Raw genomic sequence first — 16,067 nt, 5'->3', positions numbered from 1 at the left:
ATATATAATAGAAGCGTCTACAAATGATCATAAAGAATTGGTGAAGGCAAAATGAAGGAATTTTATCCAAAAAAAGGACGAGTTATCTTACACGTAGATATGAACAGTTTTTATGCATCTGTTGAAATGGCCTATGATCCACAGTTAAAGGGAAAGCCACTGGCAATTGCGGGAAATGAAAAAGAACGCAGAGGTATTATCGTCACTTGCAGCTATGAAGCAAGAAAATTTGGTGTAAAAACAACAATGCCTTTATGGGAAGCGAAAAAGAAATGCCCGGATTTAATTGTTTTGCCTCCAAATTTTGATCGTTATCGGACGGCATCCCTTGCGATGTTTCAAATTCTCCATGAATTTTCCGATACTGTCGAACCTGTTTCGATTGATGAAGGGTATGTAGATATTACGAATAGTCATGACTTAGGAACTCCAATATACATCGCAAAAACAATTCAGAAGCGAATTTATGAGCGTTTAGATTTACCATGCAGTATTGGGATTGCGCCTAATAAATTTCTTGCTAAAACGGCATCTGATTTGAAAAAGCCGATGGGAATCACGATTTTAAGAAAGCGAGATATTCCCAATATACTTTGGCCGATGCAAGTAGAAGAAATGCATGGTATAGGAAAAAAAACAGGGGAAAAACTAAGAGCGATTGGCATCGAAACAATTAAAGATTTGGCAATGGCTTCATCTATTGGACTTAAAGGAGCCTTAGGTATTAATGGAATCCGTTTAAAGGAAAGAGCCAATGGAGAAGATAATCGGCCTGTTGATCCAGAAGCAGCTAATGAATTTAAAAGCATTGGGAATTCCACTACTTTGCCTCGGGATGTAAAGAATCAACAAGAATTATTTCAAGTCTTGGCAACTCTAGCAAATAAAGTTGCTACGCGTATGAAAAGAAAGCATGTGCATGCTAATCATCTAGCGGTAACGATACGTTATGGAAATCGCAAAAATTATTCCAAAAGTAAAAAATTAGCAAATCCGATTAAGACAGAGGAAGAGATACTCCAATTTAGTAAAGAGATTTTTCAGTCCGCTTGGGATGGAAATCCTGTTCGCTTACTCGGCGTAACAGCAGGAGATTTAATTGATAATAATATTGTAGTAAAACAACTTGATCTCTTTTCCTTTGAAAAAGATGCAGAGAAGGAATCGTTATGGACAGCTATTGATAAGCTGAAAGAGAAATATGGTTCATCTATTATTGAGCCGGCGTCTGAAAGAAATAATATTTCAAAAAAGGAAGAAGACATTGGTACCATGACTAGTTTTAATAAAGATTTTTTGCAAGGAAAGAAATTTTAGTCTAGTTAAGTATGTTGAAAAATTTTTTTTGAAATAAACGAGAAAAGTAGTTGCATTTTAGTTGCATAACTTAAAAAATCTTGCTAAAGTTAAGTGAATTCTACTATAAGGATACATAGTTTAGAAGGGACGTTAGGAAAAAATGACAAAACAGCAATTTGGTGTAATCGGTTTAGCGGTTATGGGTAAAAACCTTGCGATGAACATCGAAAGCAGAGGTTATACTGTTTCCGTTTTCAACCGTTCAAAAGAAAAAACAGAAGAAATGCTTAAAGAAACAGAAGGTAAGAATGTCGTTGGAACATATACATTAGAAGAATTTGTACAATCTTTAGAAGTTCCACGTAAAATTATGTTAATGGTTAAAGCTGGTCCTGCTACTGATGCTACAATCGAACAATTAAAGCCTTTATTAGATAAAGGGGATATTGTTATTGATGGCGGTAACACATTCTTTAAAGATACGCAAAGACGTAACAAAGAATTAAGTGAACTTGGTATTCACTTTATTGGTACAGGCGTTTCTGGTGGGGAAGAAGGCGCTTTAAAAGGTCCTTCTATCATGCCTGGTGGGCAAAAAGAAGCATATGAATTAGTTGCACCTATTTTCCGTGATATCTCAGCAAAAGTTAATGATGAGCCTTGTACTACGTATATCGGTCCAGATGGTGCTGGCCATTATGTAAAAATGGTTCACAATGGAATAGAATATGGAGATATGCAATTAATCTGTGAAGCATACTTTATTATGAAGCATGTATTAGGATTAGAAGCACAAGAACTTCATGAAGTATTCGCAGAATGGAATAAAGGCGAGCTAGATAGCTACCTAATTGAAATCACTGCAGATATTTTCACAAAAGTAGATGATGAAACTGGTAAACCTTTAGTAGATCTAATCTTAGATACTGCTGGACAAAAAGGAACTGGTAAATGGACAAGCCAAAGTGCTTTAGACTTAGGTGTTCCACTTCCAATGATTACGGAATCTGTATTTGCTCGCTTCATTTCTGCAATGAAAGACGAACGTGTAAAAGCAAGTAAAGTACTTTCAGGTCCAGAAATTAAACCATTTACAGGTGATAAAGCAGCATTTATCGAATCTGTACGTAAAGCACTATACTTAAGCAAAATTGTTTCTTATGCACAAGGTTTCGCGCAAATGAGAGAAGCATCTGAAGAATATGATTGGAATTTAAACTATGGCGAAATCGCAATGATTTTCCGTGGTGGTTGCATTATTCGTGCACAATTCCTACAAAAAATCAAAGATGCATATGACCGTGATCCAGAATTGAAAAACCTTCTATTGGATCCATATTTCAGTGAGATTGCTGAAAACTATCAAACAGCATTACGTGAAGTAATCTCTGGTGCTGTATTAAATGGTATTCCTGTACCAAGCTTTGCAGCTGCTTTAGCTTACTTCGACAGCTACCGTACAGCAACATTACCAGCAAACCTACTACAAGCGCAACGTGACTACTTCGGTGCACACACATATGAGCGTCTTGATAAAGAGGGAATTTTCCATACTAACTGGATGGAAAAATAAGAATTGCTATAAAGCACACCACGATTTTGATTGTGGTGTGCTTTTTTAGATTGTATACGGAGATGCAGAAAGGAATGCAGTAAAAAAAGCGTTTATCAGTCGAATGAAAACCAAAAAGAGAGAGGCAAGTAGGAAAAAAGGCGTTCATCAGTTGGATGAACACCAAAAAGAAAGAGAAAAGCAGTGAAAAAGGCGTTCATTAATCAAATAAAACAAAAAAAGAATTTACACAAATTTTACGTACCCAAAGATTTTACATCACCCCAAAAATCTACCAATAAAATACTTAGAAAATAATTAGCAATCAATAAAAAATGTGCTACTATACTCAGCAGCACATCAATCAAACAAATTATTTTTTCACAAAAATAAACTAGTGAATGGTGAAAAAATTTATCCCTTAAAAATTATTTCAATATAAACAACTTCGGATCTACTACCAATTCTAATCGGTGGTCCCCAAAATCCAAATCCAGAGGACACAATCGCATGAAGTTGCTTCTTTTTCTTGTAGCCCCAGTCTAATTCAAAGACTCGTTTTGTAATCAGATGGTTCGGTGCCATTTGGCCACGATGTGTATGTCCTGATAGAATGACATCGATACCATCGTTCATTGCAGCTTCTAGTTCATCTGGCTGGTGATCCATCATGATAATTGGTAAGTGGTTATTTTCATTCTCAAGGAGCATCGGAATGGAAAGTCTTTCCTTGTCGGTTTTATCTTTACGACCAATTAATCGAATGGTTTCGTCAATGGTTACTTTTTCATCCATTAGGATTTGAATACCGATACGGTTCATTTCCTTTAAAAAAGTAGGAATCATTTTGCCGTAATATTCATGATTACCTAACACACCATAAATACCTAGAGGAGCTTGTAATTGCTTTAATTGTTCACCCATGTTCTTTTTCAGAAAAGGAAGAGGGTCATCATCTATGATATCCCCTGGTAAAAGAATCAAATCAGGCTGTAAGCCGTTTATTTTCGTTACTAGACGTTTTAGATGACTTTTCCCTGATAAAGTGCCAAAGTGCATATCAGAAGCCATAGCGATCCTCAGAGTGTCTCTATGAGCCTGTTTTTTATCTACTGTAAGTTTATAAGTTCTAATAACAGGGGAATAAGCATTGTATGTGCCGTAAATAAGTAAAAGGAGAAGAATTCCTGCTGCGATGCTTCCTACAATTTTTGTTGTATCTTCAGACGGAATAGATATGTTTAATAGAAGCCATCCTAAATTAGCAATTGGAAATAGTAAGATACCATATTCAAAAATAGCAAGCCAATAAGCGCCAAGTATTTTAAATATGGAGATTGACTTAAGGAAATGGCTGATAATATATGCGTAGGAAAAAAGGATAACAACTCCGATATAAATAGATGGATATGTTAATAAGTTTAATGATTTAAGCCAAACATAACCATTCCATCCTAAGTAAAAAACTAGTAGATTATATAAAATGAATACGAGAATGATAGAAAAAATTAATTTGATTTTATTCATTTGGAACTCCTTAGAATAGAATTATAATCACGAAAGAAAAAACGTGAATACAAATGGATTCACGTTTTTTAGGTTTACTTGAAGTATAGGATTAGCAAACATCTACTTCAAATTGATTTACTGGCCACCAGAAGAAACCGTCTTTTTCTAATAATTCATCTGCTTCTTGTGGTCCCATTGTACCTGAAGCATAATTAGGAAATTGAGTAGCAGGATTTTGTTCCCAAGCCTGTGAAATTTTATCGACATAGCTCCAAGATAAGGCTACTTCATCCCAATGCGTAAAGTTAGTTGCATCGCCATGAAGGCTATCATCAATTAGTTTTTCATAAGCTTCTGGAGTATTTATTCCTGCAATTCCTGTATTTGCATAGCTAAGCTTAATTGGTGTTGCTTCCATGTTTTGTCCTGCTTTTTTAGCATTTAAATGCAATGTAATACCTTCCTCTGGTTGAATATGGATGACAAGAAGGTTTGGCGTAATTTCTTGATCAGGACGATTGTATAAATTCATTGGAATGTCTTTAAATTGTACAACGATTTTTGTCGACTTGCTTTCTAATCTTTTTCCTGTTCGGATATAGAATGGAACACCAGCCCAACGGAAGTTATCAATCATTACTTTACCAGCGACAAAAGTTTCTGTGTTGGAGTTAGGATTAACCATTTGTTCTTCACGGTAGCTCGGTACATCTAAATCCTCAACGAAACCTTTACCATATTGTCCCCTTACAAAGTATTTATCTACTTCATCTACTTCGACAGGACGCATCGCGCGGAAAACTTTAACCTTTTCTGAGCGAATTTCATCTGGAGTAAGTTTAATTGGTGGTTCCATTGCAAGCAGTGCAACCATTTGTAACATATGGTTTTGAACCATATCACGAAGAGCGCCACTTGTTTCATAATATCTTCCACGTTCTTCTACTCCAAGTACTTCACTTGAAGTTACTTGAATATTGCTGATGTAACGGTTGTTCCACAGGTTTTCAAAAATTGCATTAGAAAAACGGATAGTTTCAATATTTTGCACCATCGCTTTTCCTAAGTAATGATCAATACGGTATACTTCATCCTCAGAAAATGCAGTTCGAATTTGCTCGTTAAGTTCTTTGGCTGATTCTAAATCATGACCAAATGGTTTTTCGATGATAAGGCGTTTATAGCCTTTCACATCTGTTAATCCATCTTGATTTAGATGAATCGCAATTGGGCCAAAGAATTCTGGTGCCATTGCTAAGTAAAATACGCGGTTGCCATTTAAGCTATATTTTACATCCAAATCATCTGCGATGTTTTTCAGCTCTGCATAAGAGCTTGAATCTGTAACATCATGAGAATGATAGCAAAAATAAGAAGCGAATGTCTCTAGGTCATCATTTTTAGAACTTGCAATTGCTTCAGAAACAGAATTAACAACATTTTGTTTAAACTGTTCTTGCGTTAATGTTCTTCTTCCTACACCTACTACGGCGAAATTTGCTAATTTACCTTTTTTATACAATCGATAAAGAGATGGGAAAAGCTTTCTATTGGCTAAATCTCCTGTAGCTCCGAAGATCATAATAAGTGCATTTGATGTTTGTTTTTCATTCACTTTCTTGTACCTCATTTCATTTATATATGTATGAAAATTATTAAATTGCTGTTTTACAAAGGTGCATTTATCTTAAATAATGACTGTTTTTGTATAGATTGTCGCTAGGTTTTTTCCAATAAATTTTTTAGAAGACAGCCTAAATAATACATGTACCTATACAGTTATAAAATTTTATCTTTTTCTTAAGGATATGGCAACACATTTGTTTGTAATTTTTGCAAATATTTTTACTATTTGTATTTACAGCAGAATTTTTTCATTCATCCAACATGATATTACAATATATTAGCAAAAGTTACTAGTTAAATGATTTAGTAATTTGGATAAACGCGCAGCATTAAAGTATACTTAAGACATCTATTCTGAATTAGTATTTAATGAACGAGTTTTATTTATACAGTGGGATGAGGAACAACGTAGAAAAAAGAAAGGGAGTAGTATGCATTTATGAAATTGCAATTTTTAGGAACTGGTGCAGGTATTCCAGCAAAATCGAGAAATGTTACAGCGATTGCTTTAAAACTTTTAGAAGAGAAGGGGAGTATTTGGCTGTTTGATTGTGGGGAAGCAACACAGCATCAAATACTATATACAAATATTAAGCCAAGAAGAATTGATAAAATATTTATTACCCATCTACATGGAGATCATATCTATGGATTACCAGGTTTTCTTTCTAGCCGATCTTTCCAAGGTGGAGAAACCACGCTAACAGTTTATGGACCTAAAGGAATTCACGAGTATATTCGAGTTAGTCTTGCTGTTAGTCAAACATATTTAAAATATGATTTAAACATCGTAGAGATTGAAGAAGGCACTATTTTTGAAGACGATGATTTTATCGTGGAAGCAAAAATACTTGAACATGGCGTAACAAGCTATGGCTATCGAATAATCGAAAAGGACCGTCCTGGAAAGTTAAATACAGATAAATTATTGCAATATGGAATCAAGCCCGGTCCTATATATAAAAGAATAAAGGATGGGGAGAATCTCACGCTTGATGATGGTACGATAATAAATAGCCAAGAGTTTCTTGGTACTGCTATCAAAGGAAGAATAATAACTATTTTAGGGGATACAAGAACCTGTTCTGCCACAGAGGTTTTGGCAAAAGAAGCGAAAGTACTGGTTCATGAAGCAACGTTTTCAAAAGAAGAAAGTTCGATTGCCACTGAATATTATCATTCTACGACAGTACAAGCTGCCGATACAGCTAAAAAAGCAAAGGTAGATTGTCTCCTGCTAACACATATAAGCGCAAGATATGATCAATCATTAACAGAACAACTGTTACAGGAAGCAAGAGCTATTTTTCCTAATACATACATTGCAGAAGATTTGGCGGAGTTTGAGATTTAAGCAAGTAAAAAAGGATGTCGTCAAAATAAGAGACAGCATCCCTTTTATCTATTCTTAACTGGTCGTAAAGGTCTGTTAAGTGTGACTAACCATCATTGGGTTGAGGAAAAGCCCCACTGATGGTTAGTCTTCTTTATTTTGACAGCTTAAGTTCATCTGTAAGTGCTTTTCCCATCTTTTTTGATTGGGCAGTCGCTTCTTCAATACAAGAGATAAAGGCATTTTGTACATCAAATTGCTCTAAAATTCTGAGTCCTGCTTCTGTGGTACCACCAGGACTAGTTACATTCTTGCGAAGCTCCTGTGGACTTTTGGAAGATACCGCAATCATTTCTGCTGCACCAATTAATGTTTGCACAATCAACTCGTTAGCTACTTCACGATCCAGTCCGATTTTCAGTCCGCCTTTCTCCATTGCTTCTACTAAATAATAAATATAAGCTGGCCCACTTCCTGATAGTCCAGTAATCGCATCTAATTGCTCTTCTTCCACAACAGTAACTAAGCCAACGGTTTTAAACAAATCTAAAACGAATTGTTTTTGTTCATTTACTACAAAGGAGTTGAAGGCAATCCCAGTTGCTGATTTTCCAACCATTGCAGAGGTGTTTGGCATGGCACGTGCAATTGGAACCTTTTGGTCAATTAAGCGTTGCAGGCTGTCCATACTAACGCCAGCAAGAACAGAGATTAGGAGGGTACGTTCAGATAAATAATCTTTCCATTGAAGAGTAGCCTCTCTTACATCTTTCGGTTTCATTGCGAGAATGATAACATCTGCATTTCCAATCACTTTTTCTAAATCGAAAGAGTAATTAATTCCATAGCGCTCCTGTAATTCGATAAGTCTGTTCTCATTGCCACGATTTGTAACGGTAATATCGGTTGTCTCACACATCTTACTGGAAACAATTCCAGAAATTAAGGCCTCGCTCATAGAACCAGCACCGATAATAGCAAGTTTGTTCATTTTCTCTCCCCCTATAATAATGTGTCTAAAATAAGAAAAAAACCTTACGTTAAAAAGAAAGGACAAAAGGTTTTCCGTGGTACCACCTTAGCTTATATATAATCAGCATTCGCATATAATTATACAACTCTTCACCGGTAACGACGAATTATGTTTAGGTTTTCCTACCTACTCTTAAGTAGATTCAATCAGATGGACAATGATGAAGTCTTTCAGCCTAAGGAACTTCCTCTCTAGCAAGCCGTTTCCATTTACTATTCTTATTTCATCCTGTAAATTTATCATTTTCCGACAGAAGACTCCCTCTTCCATTATATGCAGGGCTGTAGCCCAACGATAAGGGGGAGATGAATGTCGGTTGGCGATAGCCAAAACACATCCTCTTATAGTAAAATAAGAACATATATTCGTGTTGGGGGAGTGAGCGCAATGATCGTTAATAAAGCATATAAGTTTCGTATCTATCCCAATAAAAAACAAATGGAACTCATCCATAAAACGATTGGTTGTGTGAGGTTCACATTCAATTTCTTTTTAGGTAAGCAGAAAGAGAACGACGCTTATTGGTATATTGTTGAAGAAATGGTTCAAAATAGTCAGCTTCCAACAAATAATTGGAAAGGAAAATGGTTGAACAAATATGAAACAGTAAAGGCAATTCCAGAATTAAAGAAACACTATTCTTTTCTGGAAGAAGTGGATAGTATTGCTTTGCAGAAATCGGTTGAAAACTTGGCTGATTCTTTTGAACGATACTATAAAAAACAAAATAAGTATCCACGCTTTAAATCGAAGAAGAATCCTGTGCAATCCTACACGACAAAGCATACAAACGGAAATATTGCGGTTGAAGGTAAGTATATTAAGCTTCCTAAACTTGGTCTTGTTCGCTTTGCCAAAAGTCGTGAAGTTGAAGGCAAGATACGGAGTGCTACCATTAGACGCAATCCGTCAGGAAAATACTTCCTTTCCATCGGTGCAGAAGTGGAAGTGAAAGAGTTACCAAAAACAAATTCCGCTATTGGAGTAGATGTTGGGCTAAAAAATTTTGCTATTCTTTCAGATGGTACAACTTTCTCTAACCCTAAATTCTTTCGCACATTGGAAGAAAAGTTAGCTAAATTTCAACGAATCATGAGCAGACGAGCCGTTGGTGGCTCAAACTGGTATAAAGTCAAACGAAAAGTTGCCTGTATTCACGAGAAAATGGCAAATGCAAGAAGGGATTACTTGCACAAAATCTCCACTGATCTTGTCAAAAACCACGACATAATCGGGATGGAAGATTTGTCTGTATCCAATATGTTAAAAAATCACAACCTTGCCAAAGCCATTAGTGAAGTATCATGGTCAGAATTCAAAACCATGATGGAATACAAGGCAAATTGGTATGGAAAACGGGTGGTGACCGTTGCAAAGCACTTTCCGTCCAGTCAGCTTTGCTCCTGTTGTGGCTACCAAAACAAAGAGGTTAAAAATCTTGGCTTACGTGAATGGGAATGTCCAACATGCCATATCCATCATGAAAATCGAGATATTAATGCAGCAATCAATCTCAAAAATGAAGCGTTAAGACTTCTAACCGCAGGAACTGCGGGGGTAGCCTACTAAGATAACCGAAGGATACTTTGGTGTTCGTAGGAATTTCCCCCTTCAATCAGACTGTAAGGTTGATAAGGGGTAAGTAGTTCAATTGATTATGCAAGTTAGAAGGCTTTTCTGTCAATAGAAAAATAGGATGGTGGGAAAATTAGCCATTCGAATATTACCGGTAGCAATCGATTATTATGATCACAAAATTGTGGAAGCTTGGAAAAGAATGCATGCGGAAGAACAAATAGATTATATAATGACTAGTCAGCTTATTTGGGAAACAATGGAGGAAGAGAATCTTTTAATAGACCATAATTTTCTCGAATATCGAATTCGTCATCTTGTCTATTCTGGAGTATTTGAAATGAAAGGAATCCCCAAAAATAGGAGACGCTATTTTGTGCGCCTGAAATAGCGGAGTAAATAGCCTAGTTGTTATTTTAAATCTACTATGTAAAAATATAAATAGTATTTTATTATTAATGTTATTTGAATATAGTATGTGATATTTTAGTAGGAAAATAATCACACTAGATATATTTTGTTTAGGCTATTTCCTAAAGGAATGTTGTTTTTTTATAGAAAAAAAGGATTAGTTGGAAAAATGGAGCAGCCGGAATACACGTAGGCTCCTGTGGATTAGCGAGACAGTCTGAAACCCCAGAGGCGAAGCTGGGGAGACTCAAGCTTAGCCCCACGGAAAGCGAAGTGTATTCCGGCTGCGGAGCATAGCCACAAATTTTACAAAAACAGCCTTTTTTTAAGAAGAGTGCGTATTAACGAGGTGAAAAGATATGACAAATATACATGGAAAGAACATTGTAATAACAGGAGCTTCATCTGGCATCGGAGAGAAAATTGCATTAAAAGTAGCACAAAAGGGCGGACGACCGATTCTTCTTGCTCGATCTGAAGAAAAGTTAGCTGCTATTTGTGCCAATATAAATAAACAATTTCCTGTCCATGCTTGCTATTATCCTTTGGATGTAAGTAATACGAACCAAGTGAAGGAAGTTTTTGCAAAGATTTATCAAGAAGTCGACTTTATCGATATTCTACTTAATAATGCAGGGTTTGGTGTTTTTGATATGGTCCACGAAGCGAATATGGCAGATATTGATCAAATGTTTCAAGTAAATGTAATCGGAGTAATTGCTTGTACGAAAGAAGTATTGCCTTCTATGTTAGAAAAAAACAGAGGCCATATTATTAATGTTGCTTCCCAGGCAGGAAAATTAGCTACAGCAAAATCAAGTGCTTATGCTGCAACCAAACATGCTGTTTTAGGTTTTACAAACAGTTTGCGAATGGAAGTAGCAACTTCCAATATCAAAATTTCTGCAGTAAACCCAGGTCCAATTGAGACCGCTTTTTTCAATACGGCTGACAAATCTGGAAACTATGTTAAAAATGTTCAAAAATATATGCTGTCTTCCGAAACAGTAGCTGAAAAAGTAATGGGATTGATGCTGCATCCAAAACGTGAGCTCAATCTGCCAGTGTGGATGAATTGGGGAAGTGTTCTTTATAATCTATTTCCAGGAATCGCAGATAAGCTGGTTGGCAGCATTTTGAATAAAAAATAAACACAGTTAAAAATAGGGAGAATCTGTAATATACCCATAAACTACATCTTGAACAAGATCATTGAGATCATGGGAAGGATGTTGTTTTTTTTAATGAATGATTTTATTTGCTAATTCCTCATATTCATTGAGGGGAGGCGTATTGGATTCAATGTGATATTGCTTAAGGGATTTTTGTATCATTTTTTGTAAAAGTAATTTATTATTTAATTTTTCCTTATTATTAAATAGTATTTATGTCATATAACTTATTAACTATGGAAGTATAAAGAAAAAAAATAGTAACTTTCTCCAAAGTATTATATACTAATTTCTATCTAATAAGAGAGTTATCGCTAATTTTCTTGAAAATAGTATGCTAAAAAGTGGAACAATTAAGGAGATGAGAGATAATGGAAAAAGCTACATTTGCTGGTGGATGTTTCTGGTGTATGGTATCCCCATTCGAAGAACTTCCAGGAATTGGAGGTATTGTTTCTGGCTATAGCGGGGGACATGTGGAGAATCCAACTTATGAACAAGTGAAAACAGGAACAACTGGACATTTTGAAGTGGTAGAAATCACATATGATCCAGAATTATTTCCATATGAACGATTATTAGAATTATTTTGGCAGCAAATTGACCCAACTGATCCAGATGGACAATTTCAGGATCGTGGACCACAATATCGAACAGCTATTTTTTATCATAATGAAAAGCAAAAAGAGCTTGCTGAAAAATCAAAGCAAGCAATGGCTGAAAGTGGAAAATTTAAAAAGCCGATTGTTACATTAATTGAACCAGCAGCACCATTTTATCCTGCTGAAGACTATCATCAAGACTATCATAAGAAAAATAAGCAGCATTATAAAGAGGATAGAGAAAAGTCTGGACGAGATGAATTCATTAATGAGTATTGGTAAAAGGATAAAAAGAGGATTTGCTATCAAGCATTAATGATAGCAAATCCTCTTTTTTTGTGTAGGTGTTACTTTAATCATAACTATTATAATTGCGAAAATTTGTCATTAATCTCCTATTTCTAAAAAAATAGAATTTTTCAACCTAATGTCCTAAAGTATTGTCGATCTATGTCGATATGAAAAAAGGATTAGATGAAGAAAAGGGGTAGCTTCTATGAGATTTTTACAAAATATCAATATTTCTAAAAAAATATTGATCATCATTATGTTTAGTGCAATTGCATTAATACTAATAGGATTATTTGGAATGTATGGGATGAAAGAAATGGCTAGTAATTCTCAAAAGATGTATGAAGAGAAACTATTACCTAATACATATATTGCGAAAATAGAAAATTATCGCCGTACAAACGATAGCTATATTATCGAATTAATGATAACAGAGGATGAAAAGAGAAATCAGGAACTGTTAGAAGCGATAAATAAGAATATGGAGGAGTCAGATAAATATATTAAAAAACTTGATGCCATAAAGCTTTCACAGGAAGAGACAAATGCTTATAAGATCTTTAAAGATGTTTATGATGGCTTTGAACAACTGCAGGATCAAGTTATCTCTCTAGCGCTCAATAATTTTAATGACTCTGCCTATAACCTATATACAAAAAATCTACGTTCTAAAACAAATGTTATCAATAGTCAATTGGATGAATTACAAGAAACCAATCAGGCAGAAGCGGAACGAATTTCTAAAGAAAATGAAAGCTATTATTCAACGATGATTCTGGTAACAGCAGGAATTATCATCGTTTCCGTAGCACTTGCGGTCTTATTTGGTTTATATATATCATTAATGATTGTCGCTCCGATCAAACGCTTGAAAGCTCTAATGGAAAAAGGGGGACAAGGAGATTTTTCGGAGAGATCTGCATATATCGGAAAGGATGAAGTGGGTTCCCTATCTGATAGCTATAATACGATGGCAGATGGGATGAAGGGGCTTATAGAAATGCTGTCTGAAACGTCCCATCATCTTGCTTCTTCATCCGAACAATTAAGTTCTAGTTCCGAAGAAAGCAGTAAAGCAAGTGAACATATTTCGGAAACGATACAGGAACTTGCAGTAGGTTCGGAAACACAAATGAGGTTAATGGAGTCAAGTTCGGAAGGAATACGTAATGTAAATGAAACGACTGGAAGCATAACAGAACGTGCAAAAAAAGTCGCAGAAACAGCCGAGCAAACGTCAGATGTATCTGCAGAAGGTGCAAAAAGAATTTCAGAAGTAACCACACAAATGAAATCTATTAATAATAATGTAGCATCTCTAGCTCAATCTATTGCTACATTGGAATCTCGAATTAATGAAATTGGGGATATTACAAAGGTAATAACAGATATTTCTTCACAAACCAACCTATTAGCATTAAATGCAGCAATTGAAGCAGCAAGAGCTGGGGAGCAAGGAAAAGGTTTTGCCGTTGTAGCTGATGAAGTAAGAAAATTAGCGGAACAAACGGCAGGATCTGCTGAACAGATTACCAATCTAATTAGTCAAATTCAAACTGATTCAAAGAATACTTCTCTCTCCATGACAACCGCTGCAAATGACGTAGATGCAGGTATAAATATTGTTCAAGACGCAGGGGAAGCGTTCAAGAAAATTGAAGGGTCAGTTAATGAACTAGTTATATTAGTAGAGGAAGTAAGTGGATCACTTAATCAATTAAAAGAGCATACAAATACCATCAATGCTTCTATCTTAGAAGTAAATTCCATGGCAAGTGAAGCTGCAGCAAGTACGGAAAACGTCTCTGCAGCTACCGAGGAGCAAGTAGCATCCATGCAGGAAATAGCGGCTTCTTCTACATCTCTAGCACAACTAGCATCAGATTTGCAAGAGAAGATAAAACAATTTAAAATTTAATTAGAAAAAGGAGGCATGCAAAAGACATGACTCCTTTTTTAATTAGGCTGTTTTCTAAAGGATTGTTGTTTTTTCAATCGAAAAAAAGAATTAGTTGGAAAAATGGAGCAGCCGGAATACACGAAGACGTCATGGGGATTAGCGAGACAGTCTGAGACCCCGGAGGCGAAGCTGAGGAGGATCAGCGCGAGCCCCACAGCGAAGTGTATTCCGGCTGCGGGTAATCGCAACAAACTTTACGAAAACAGCCTTTAATTAATTTATATCCACATATTCTTTTAAAAAGTCATCAATCGCCTTTTCATACGCTTCTTTGTTCTCATTATAGCTTTGAGCATGAAAGCCATTAACAGCGAAAAATAATTTTTTAGGACCTTGTTTTTTATCAAATAATTTTTGTGTCATTTCTGGCAAGATAAAATCATCTTTTTGACTATGGATAAACAGCATTGGGCTTTTAATGTTATCAATGACCGAAATGGGAGAGATATCCTTAATCGAATATCGGGCTCTTGCTCGAAGGAATATATTGGCAATGGGGATGAAGATTTTCCCTGGTAACTTTATTTCTTGTTTAATAAGATAATTTAATTGGTCGGTGAAATCTGAAAAAGGACAATCGGCAATATAGAAATCAGCCCCATCTTCAATCCCGCCAGCATAAAGAATCATGGTAGCAGCACCCATCGATTCTCCGTGGATACCTAGGATTATATCCTTTCCTTTCTCTCTTCTAACCCAATCTACAATTTGCTTTAAGTCAAATTTCTCATAATAACCAAAGCTTGTATTTTTTCCGCCGGATTCACCGTGTCTCCGATGATCGTAAATAATTCCATTAAAGCCTCTTTCTAAAAATAAGTTCATGTATTTAATAGAACTCGTTTTATTTTCCGTGACTCCATGTGATATGATGATATATTTCTTTGTTTCAAAAGGCTCCACTAGAATTGCTTTTAAATCATAGCCATAGGGGGAGGGGAGGGTAATTTCTTGTTTAGTTAAATTTTCAAATGAAACCGGGTCCAATCTGCCAGCTTCTTGCTCTCTTTTTAAAATAAAGTCATTGTCTTTTTTCTTCATATACATTAATCGATTGGAACAATAGACTCCAATAGATGTAATAAACAACAATACAGAAAATAGATAACGAAACAGCTTTCTCAAACCGATTCCTCCAGTAAGTTCATAAATTTAGCAGAAACTAATTTGAGTGTATCACTTCTCCTTAGAGAAACAAAATAGACAGCTTGTTTATTTATGCAAAAATAGACATTGAAGGCTATAATGTTTATCCCTCTCTTAACAGACAGTAAGACTTCCGCCTCAAGCTTATGAGAATACGAGGAAGATAGGTGAGAGATCAACTGTCCGTAAAGGTCCGATTGGTTCAACTAACCATCAGCGGGGGAGGAAGGAAAACCCCCACTGATGGAAGTTTCACTTTATGATAAAAAATTTTATGCAGGAATAAAAAAATGGTTACAAATTGAAGCTGTTTTGCATGGAAGAATAAGTAAATATTAATATAAAAACTGCACCATCTATTATTAGAAAGTGCAGTTAAGCAGAACTACTGTTTGGAGTTTTGTCTGTTTGTCGGATGAACGGCCTTTTCTAAATCTTCTGCGGCAATTGCTTGTTTAACAGTATCAGCATTTGGCTTCCCAGCTTGACTGTATCCTTTATCACGCTTTTGACTCATTAAGATTCCCTCCTAAAATAGAAATGATGACACTAGAAAAC

At 35.6% G+C, this 16,067-nt stretch carries 13 protein-coding genes; 8 read left to right on the top strand and 5 right to left on the bottom strand.

Translation table 11 applies throughout. The features are described 5' to 3' along the window. Positions 1 to 51: 51 nt before the first annotated feature. A complete protein-coding gene (locus HHU08_RS15385) occupies positions 52 to 1,317 on the top strand; it encodes a DNA polymerase IV (RefSeq protein ID WP_016203239.1) in 1,266 nt (421 codons plus the stop codon). A 142-nt stretch (positions 1,318 to 1,459) separates the two neighbouring features. Then, positions 1,460 to 2,872, top strand: coding sequence for an NADP-dependent phosphogluconate dehydrogenase (gene gndA, locus HHU08_RS15380; protein ID WP_016203238.1), 1,413 nt, complete (start codon positions 1,460 to 1,462; stop codon positions 2,870 to 2,872). Positions 2,873 to 3,265: 393 nt separating this feature from the next. On the opposite strand, the gene HHU08_RS15375 is transcribed toward gndA, so the two are convergent. Both HHU08_RS15375 and zwf read right to left on the bottom strand, forming a co-directional pair. Then, complete coding sequence (locus HHU08_RS15375) at positions 3,266 to 4,378, bottom strand: metallophosphoesterase (RefSeq protein WP_101730908.1); 1,113 nt, start codon at positions 4,376 to 4,378, stop codon at positions 3,266 to 3,268. A 91-nt stretch (positions 4,379 to 4,469) separates the two neighbouring features. Beyond that, on the bottom strand, positions 4,470 to 5,942 hold the full coding sequence (gene zwf / locus HHU08_RS15370) for a glucose-6-phosphate dehydrogenase (RefSeq protein WP_224427527.1): 1,473 nt from the start codon (positions 5,940 to 5,942) through the stop codon (positions 4,470 to 4,472). Between the two features lie 483 nt (positions 5,943 to 6,425). On the opposite strand from zwf, the gene rnz reads away from it, so the two are divergent. Further along, on the top strand, positions 6,426 to 7,340 hold the full coding sequence (gene rnz / locus HHU08_RS15365; protein ID WP_016203235.1) for a ribonuclease Z: 915 nt from the start codon (positions 6,426 to 6,428) through the stop codon (positions 7,338 to 7,340). Between the two features lie 133 nt (positions 7,341 to 7,473). Here the strand turns inward: rnz and proC are convergent, their stop codons facing one another. Then, a complete protein-coding gene (proC, locus tag HHU08_RS15360) occupies positions 7,474 to 8,310 on the bottom strand; it encodes a pyrroline-5-carboxylate reductase (RefSeq protein WP_016203234.1) in 837 nt (278 codons plus the stop codon). 429 nt (positions 8,311 to 8,739) lie between these two features. On the opposite strand from proC, the gene tnpB reads away from it, so the two are divergent. The 5 genes from tnpB to HHU08_RS15335 all read left to right on the top strand — a co-directional run bounded on the left by tnpB (position 8,740) and on the right by HHU08_RS15335 (position 14,321). Next, complete coding sequence (gene tnpB, locus HHU08_RS15355; RefSeq protein WP_169189699.1) at positions 8,740 to 9,921, top strand: IS200/IS605 family element RNA-guided endonuclease TnpB; 1,182 nt, start codon at positions 8,740 to 8,742, stop codon at positions 9,919 to 9,921. A gap of 127 nt (positions 9,922 to 10,048) precedes the next feature. After that, positions 10,049 to 10,318 (top strand): DUF3658 domain-containing protein, encoded by a 270-nt coding sequence (locus HHU08_RS15350; protein ID WP_040343417.1) that lies wholly within the window; start codon positions 10,049 to 10,051, stop codon positions 10,316 to 10,318. Positions 10,319 to 10,697: 379 nt separating this feature from the next. Continuing rightward, entirely contained in the window at positions 10,698 to 11,489 is a 792-nt protein-coding gene (locus tag HHU08_RS15345; RefSeq protein ID WP_101730910.1) for an SDR family NAD(P)-dependent oxidoreductase, read from the top strand. A 392-nt stretch (positions 11,490 to 11,881) separates the two neighbouring features. Beyond that, the gene (gene msrA / locus HHU08_RS15340; RefSeq protein ID WP_016203229.1) at positions 11,882 to 12,394 is read left to right on the top strand and encodes a peptide-methionine (S)-S-oxide reductase MsrA; all 513 of its coding nucleotides are present in this window, start codon (positions 11,882 to 11,884) and stop codon (positions 12,392 to 12,394) included. A 214-nt stretch (positions 12,395 to 12,608) separates the two neighbouring features. After that, the gene (locus HHU08_RS15335) at positions 12,609 to 14,321 is read left to right on the top strand and encodes a methyl-accepting chemotaxis protein (protein ID WP_101730911.1); all 1,713 of its coding nucleotides are present in this window, start codon (positions 12,609 to 12,611) and stop codon (positions 14,319 to 14,321) included. Between the two features lie 255 nt (positions 14,322 to 14,576). On the opposite strand, the gene HHU08_RS15330 is transcribed toward HHU08_RS15335, so the two are convergent. Next, positions 14,577 to 15,488, bottom strand: coding sequence for an alpha/beta hydrolase (locus tag HHU08_RS15330; protein ID WP_169188809.1), 912 nt, complete (start codon positions 15,486 to 15,488; stop codon positions 14,577 to 14,579). A gap of 406 nt (positions 15,489 to 15,894) precedes the next feature. Continuing rightward, on the bottom strand, positions 15,895 to 16,026 hold the full coding sequence (locus HHU08_RS25520) for a hypothetical protein (protein ID WP_016203226.1): 132 nt from the start codon (positions 16,024 to 16,026) through the stop codon (positions 15,895 to 15,897). Positions 16,027 to 16,067: the final 41 nt, after the last annotated feature.

It is taken from the genome of Niallia alba (assembly GCF_012933555.1).
In the GTDB taxonomy this organism is placed as follows: Bacteria; Bacillota; Bacilli; order Bacillales; family Cytobacillaceae; genus Niallia; species Niallia alba.
This window is presented reverse-complemented; position numbering and strand designations above follow the sequence as displayed.

What these genes read in the sequence shown, in the direction of transcription:
- HHU08_RS15385 (WP_016203239.1), top strand. Translation starts at nt 52, where the DNA reads ATGAAGGAATTTTATCCAAAAAAAGGACGAGTTATCTTACACGTAGAT.
- gndA (WP_016203238.1), top strand. Translation starts at nt 1,460, where the DNA reads ATGACAAAACAGCAATTTGGTGTAATCGGTTTAGCGGTTATGGGTAAA.
- HHU08_RS15375 (WP_101730908.1), bottom strand. Translation starts at nt 4,378, where the DNA reads ATGAATAAAATCAAATTAATTTTTTCTATCATTCTCGTATTCATTTTA.
- zwf (WP_224427527.1), bottom strand. Translation starts at nt 5,942, where the DNA reads ATGATCTTCGGAGCTACAGGAGATTTAGCCAATAGAAAGCTTTTCCCA.
- rnz (WP_016203235.1), top strand. Translation starts at nt 6,426, where the DNA reads ATGAAATTGCAATTTTTAGGAACTGGTGCAGGTATTCCAGCAAAATCG.
- proC (WP_016203234.1), bottom strand. Translation starts at nt 8,310, where the DNA reads ATGAACAAACTTGCTATTATCGGTGCTGGTTCTATGAGCGAGGCCTTA.
- tnpB (WP_169189699.1), top strand. Translation starts at nt 8,740, where the DNA reads ATGATCGTTAATAAAGCATATAAGTTTCGTATCTATCCCAATAAAAAA.
- HHU08_RS15350 (WP_040343417.1), top strand. Translation starts at nt 10,049, where the DNA reads ATGGTGGGAAAATTAGCCATTCGAATATTACCGGTAGCAATCGATTAT.
- HHU08_RS15345 (WP_101730910.1), top strand. Translation starts at nt 10,698, where the DNA reads ATGACAAATATACATGGAAAGAACATTGTAATAACAGGAGCTTCATCT.
- msrA (WP_016203229.1), top strand. Translation starts at nt 11,882, where the DNA reads ATGGAAAAAGCTACATTTGCTGGTGGATGTTTCTGGTGTATGGTATCC.
- HHU08_RS15335 (WP_101730911.1), top strand. Translation starts at nt 12,609, where the DNA reads ATGAGATTTTTACAAAATATCAATATTTCTAAAAAAATATTGATCATC.
- HHU08_RS25520 (WP_016203226.1), bottom strand. Translation starts at nt 16,026, where the DNA reads ATGAGTCAAAAGCGTGATAAAGGATACAGTCAAGCTGGGAAGCCAAAT.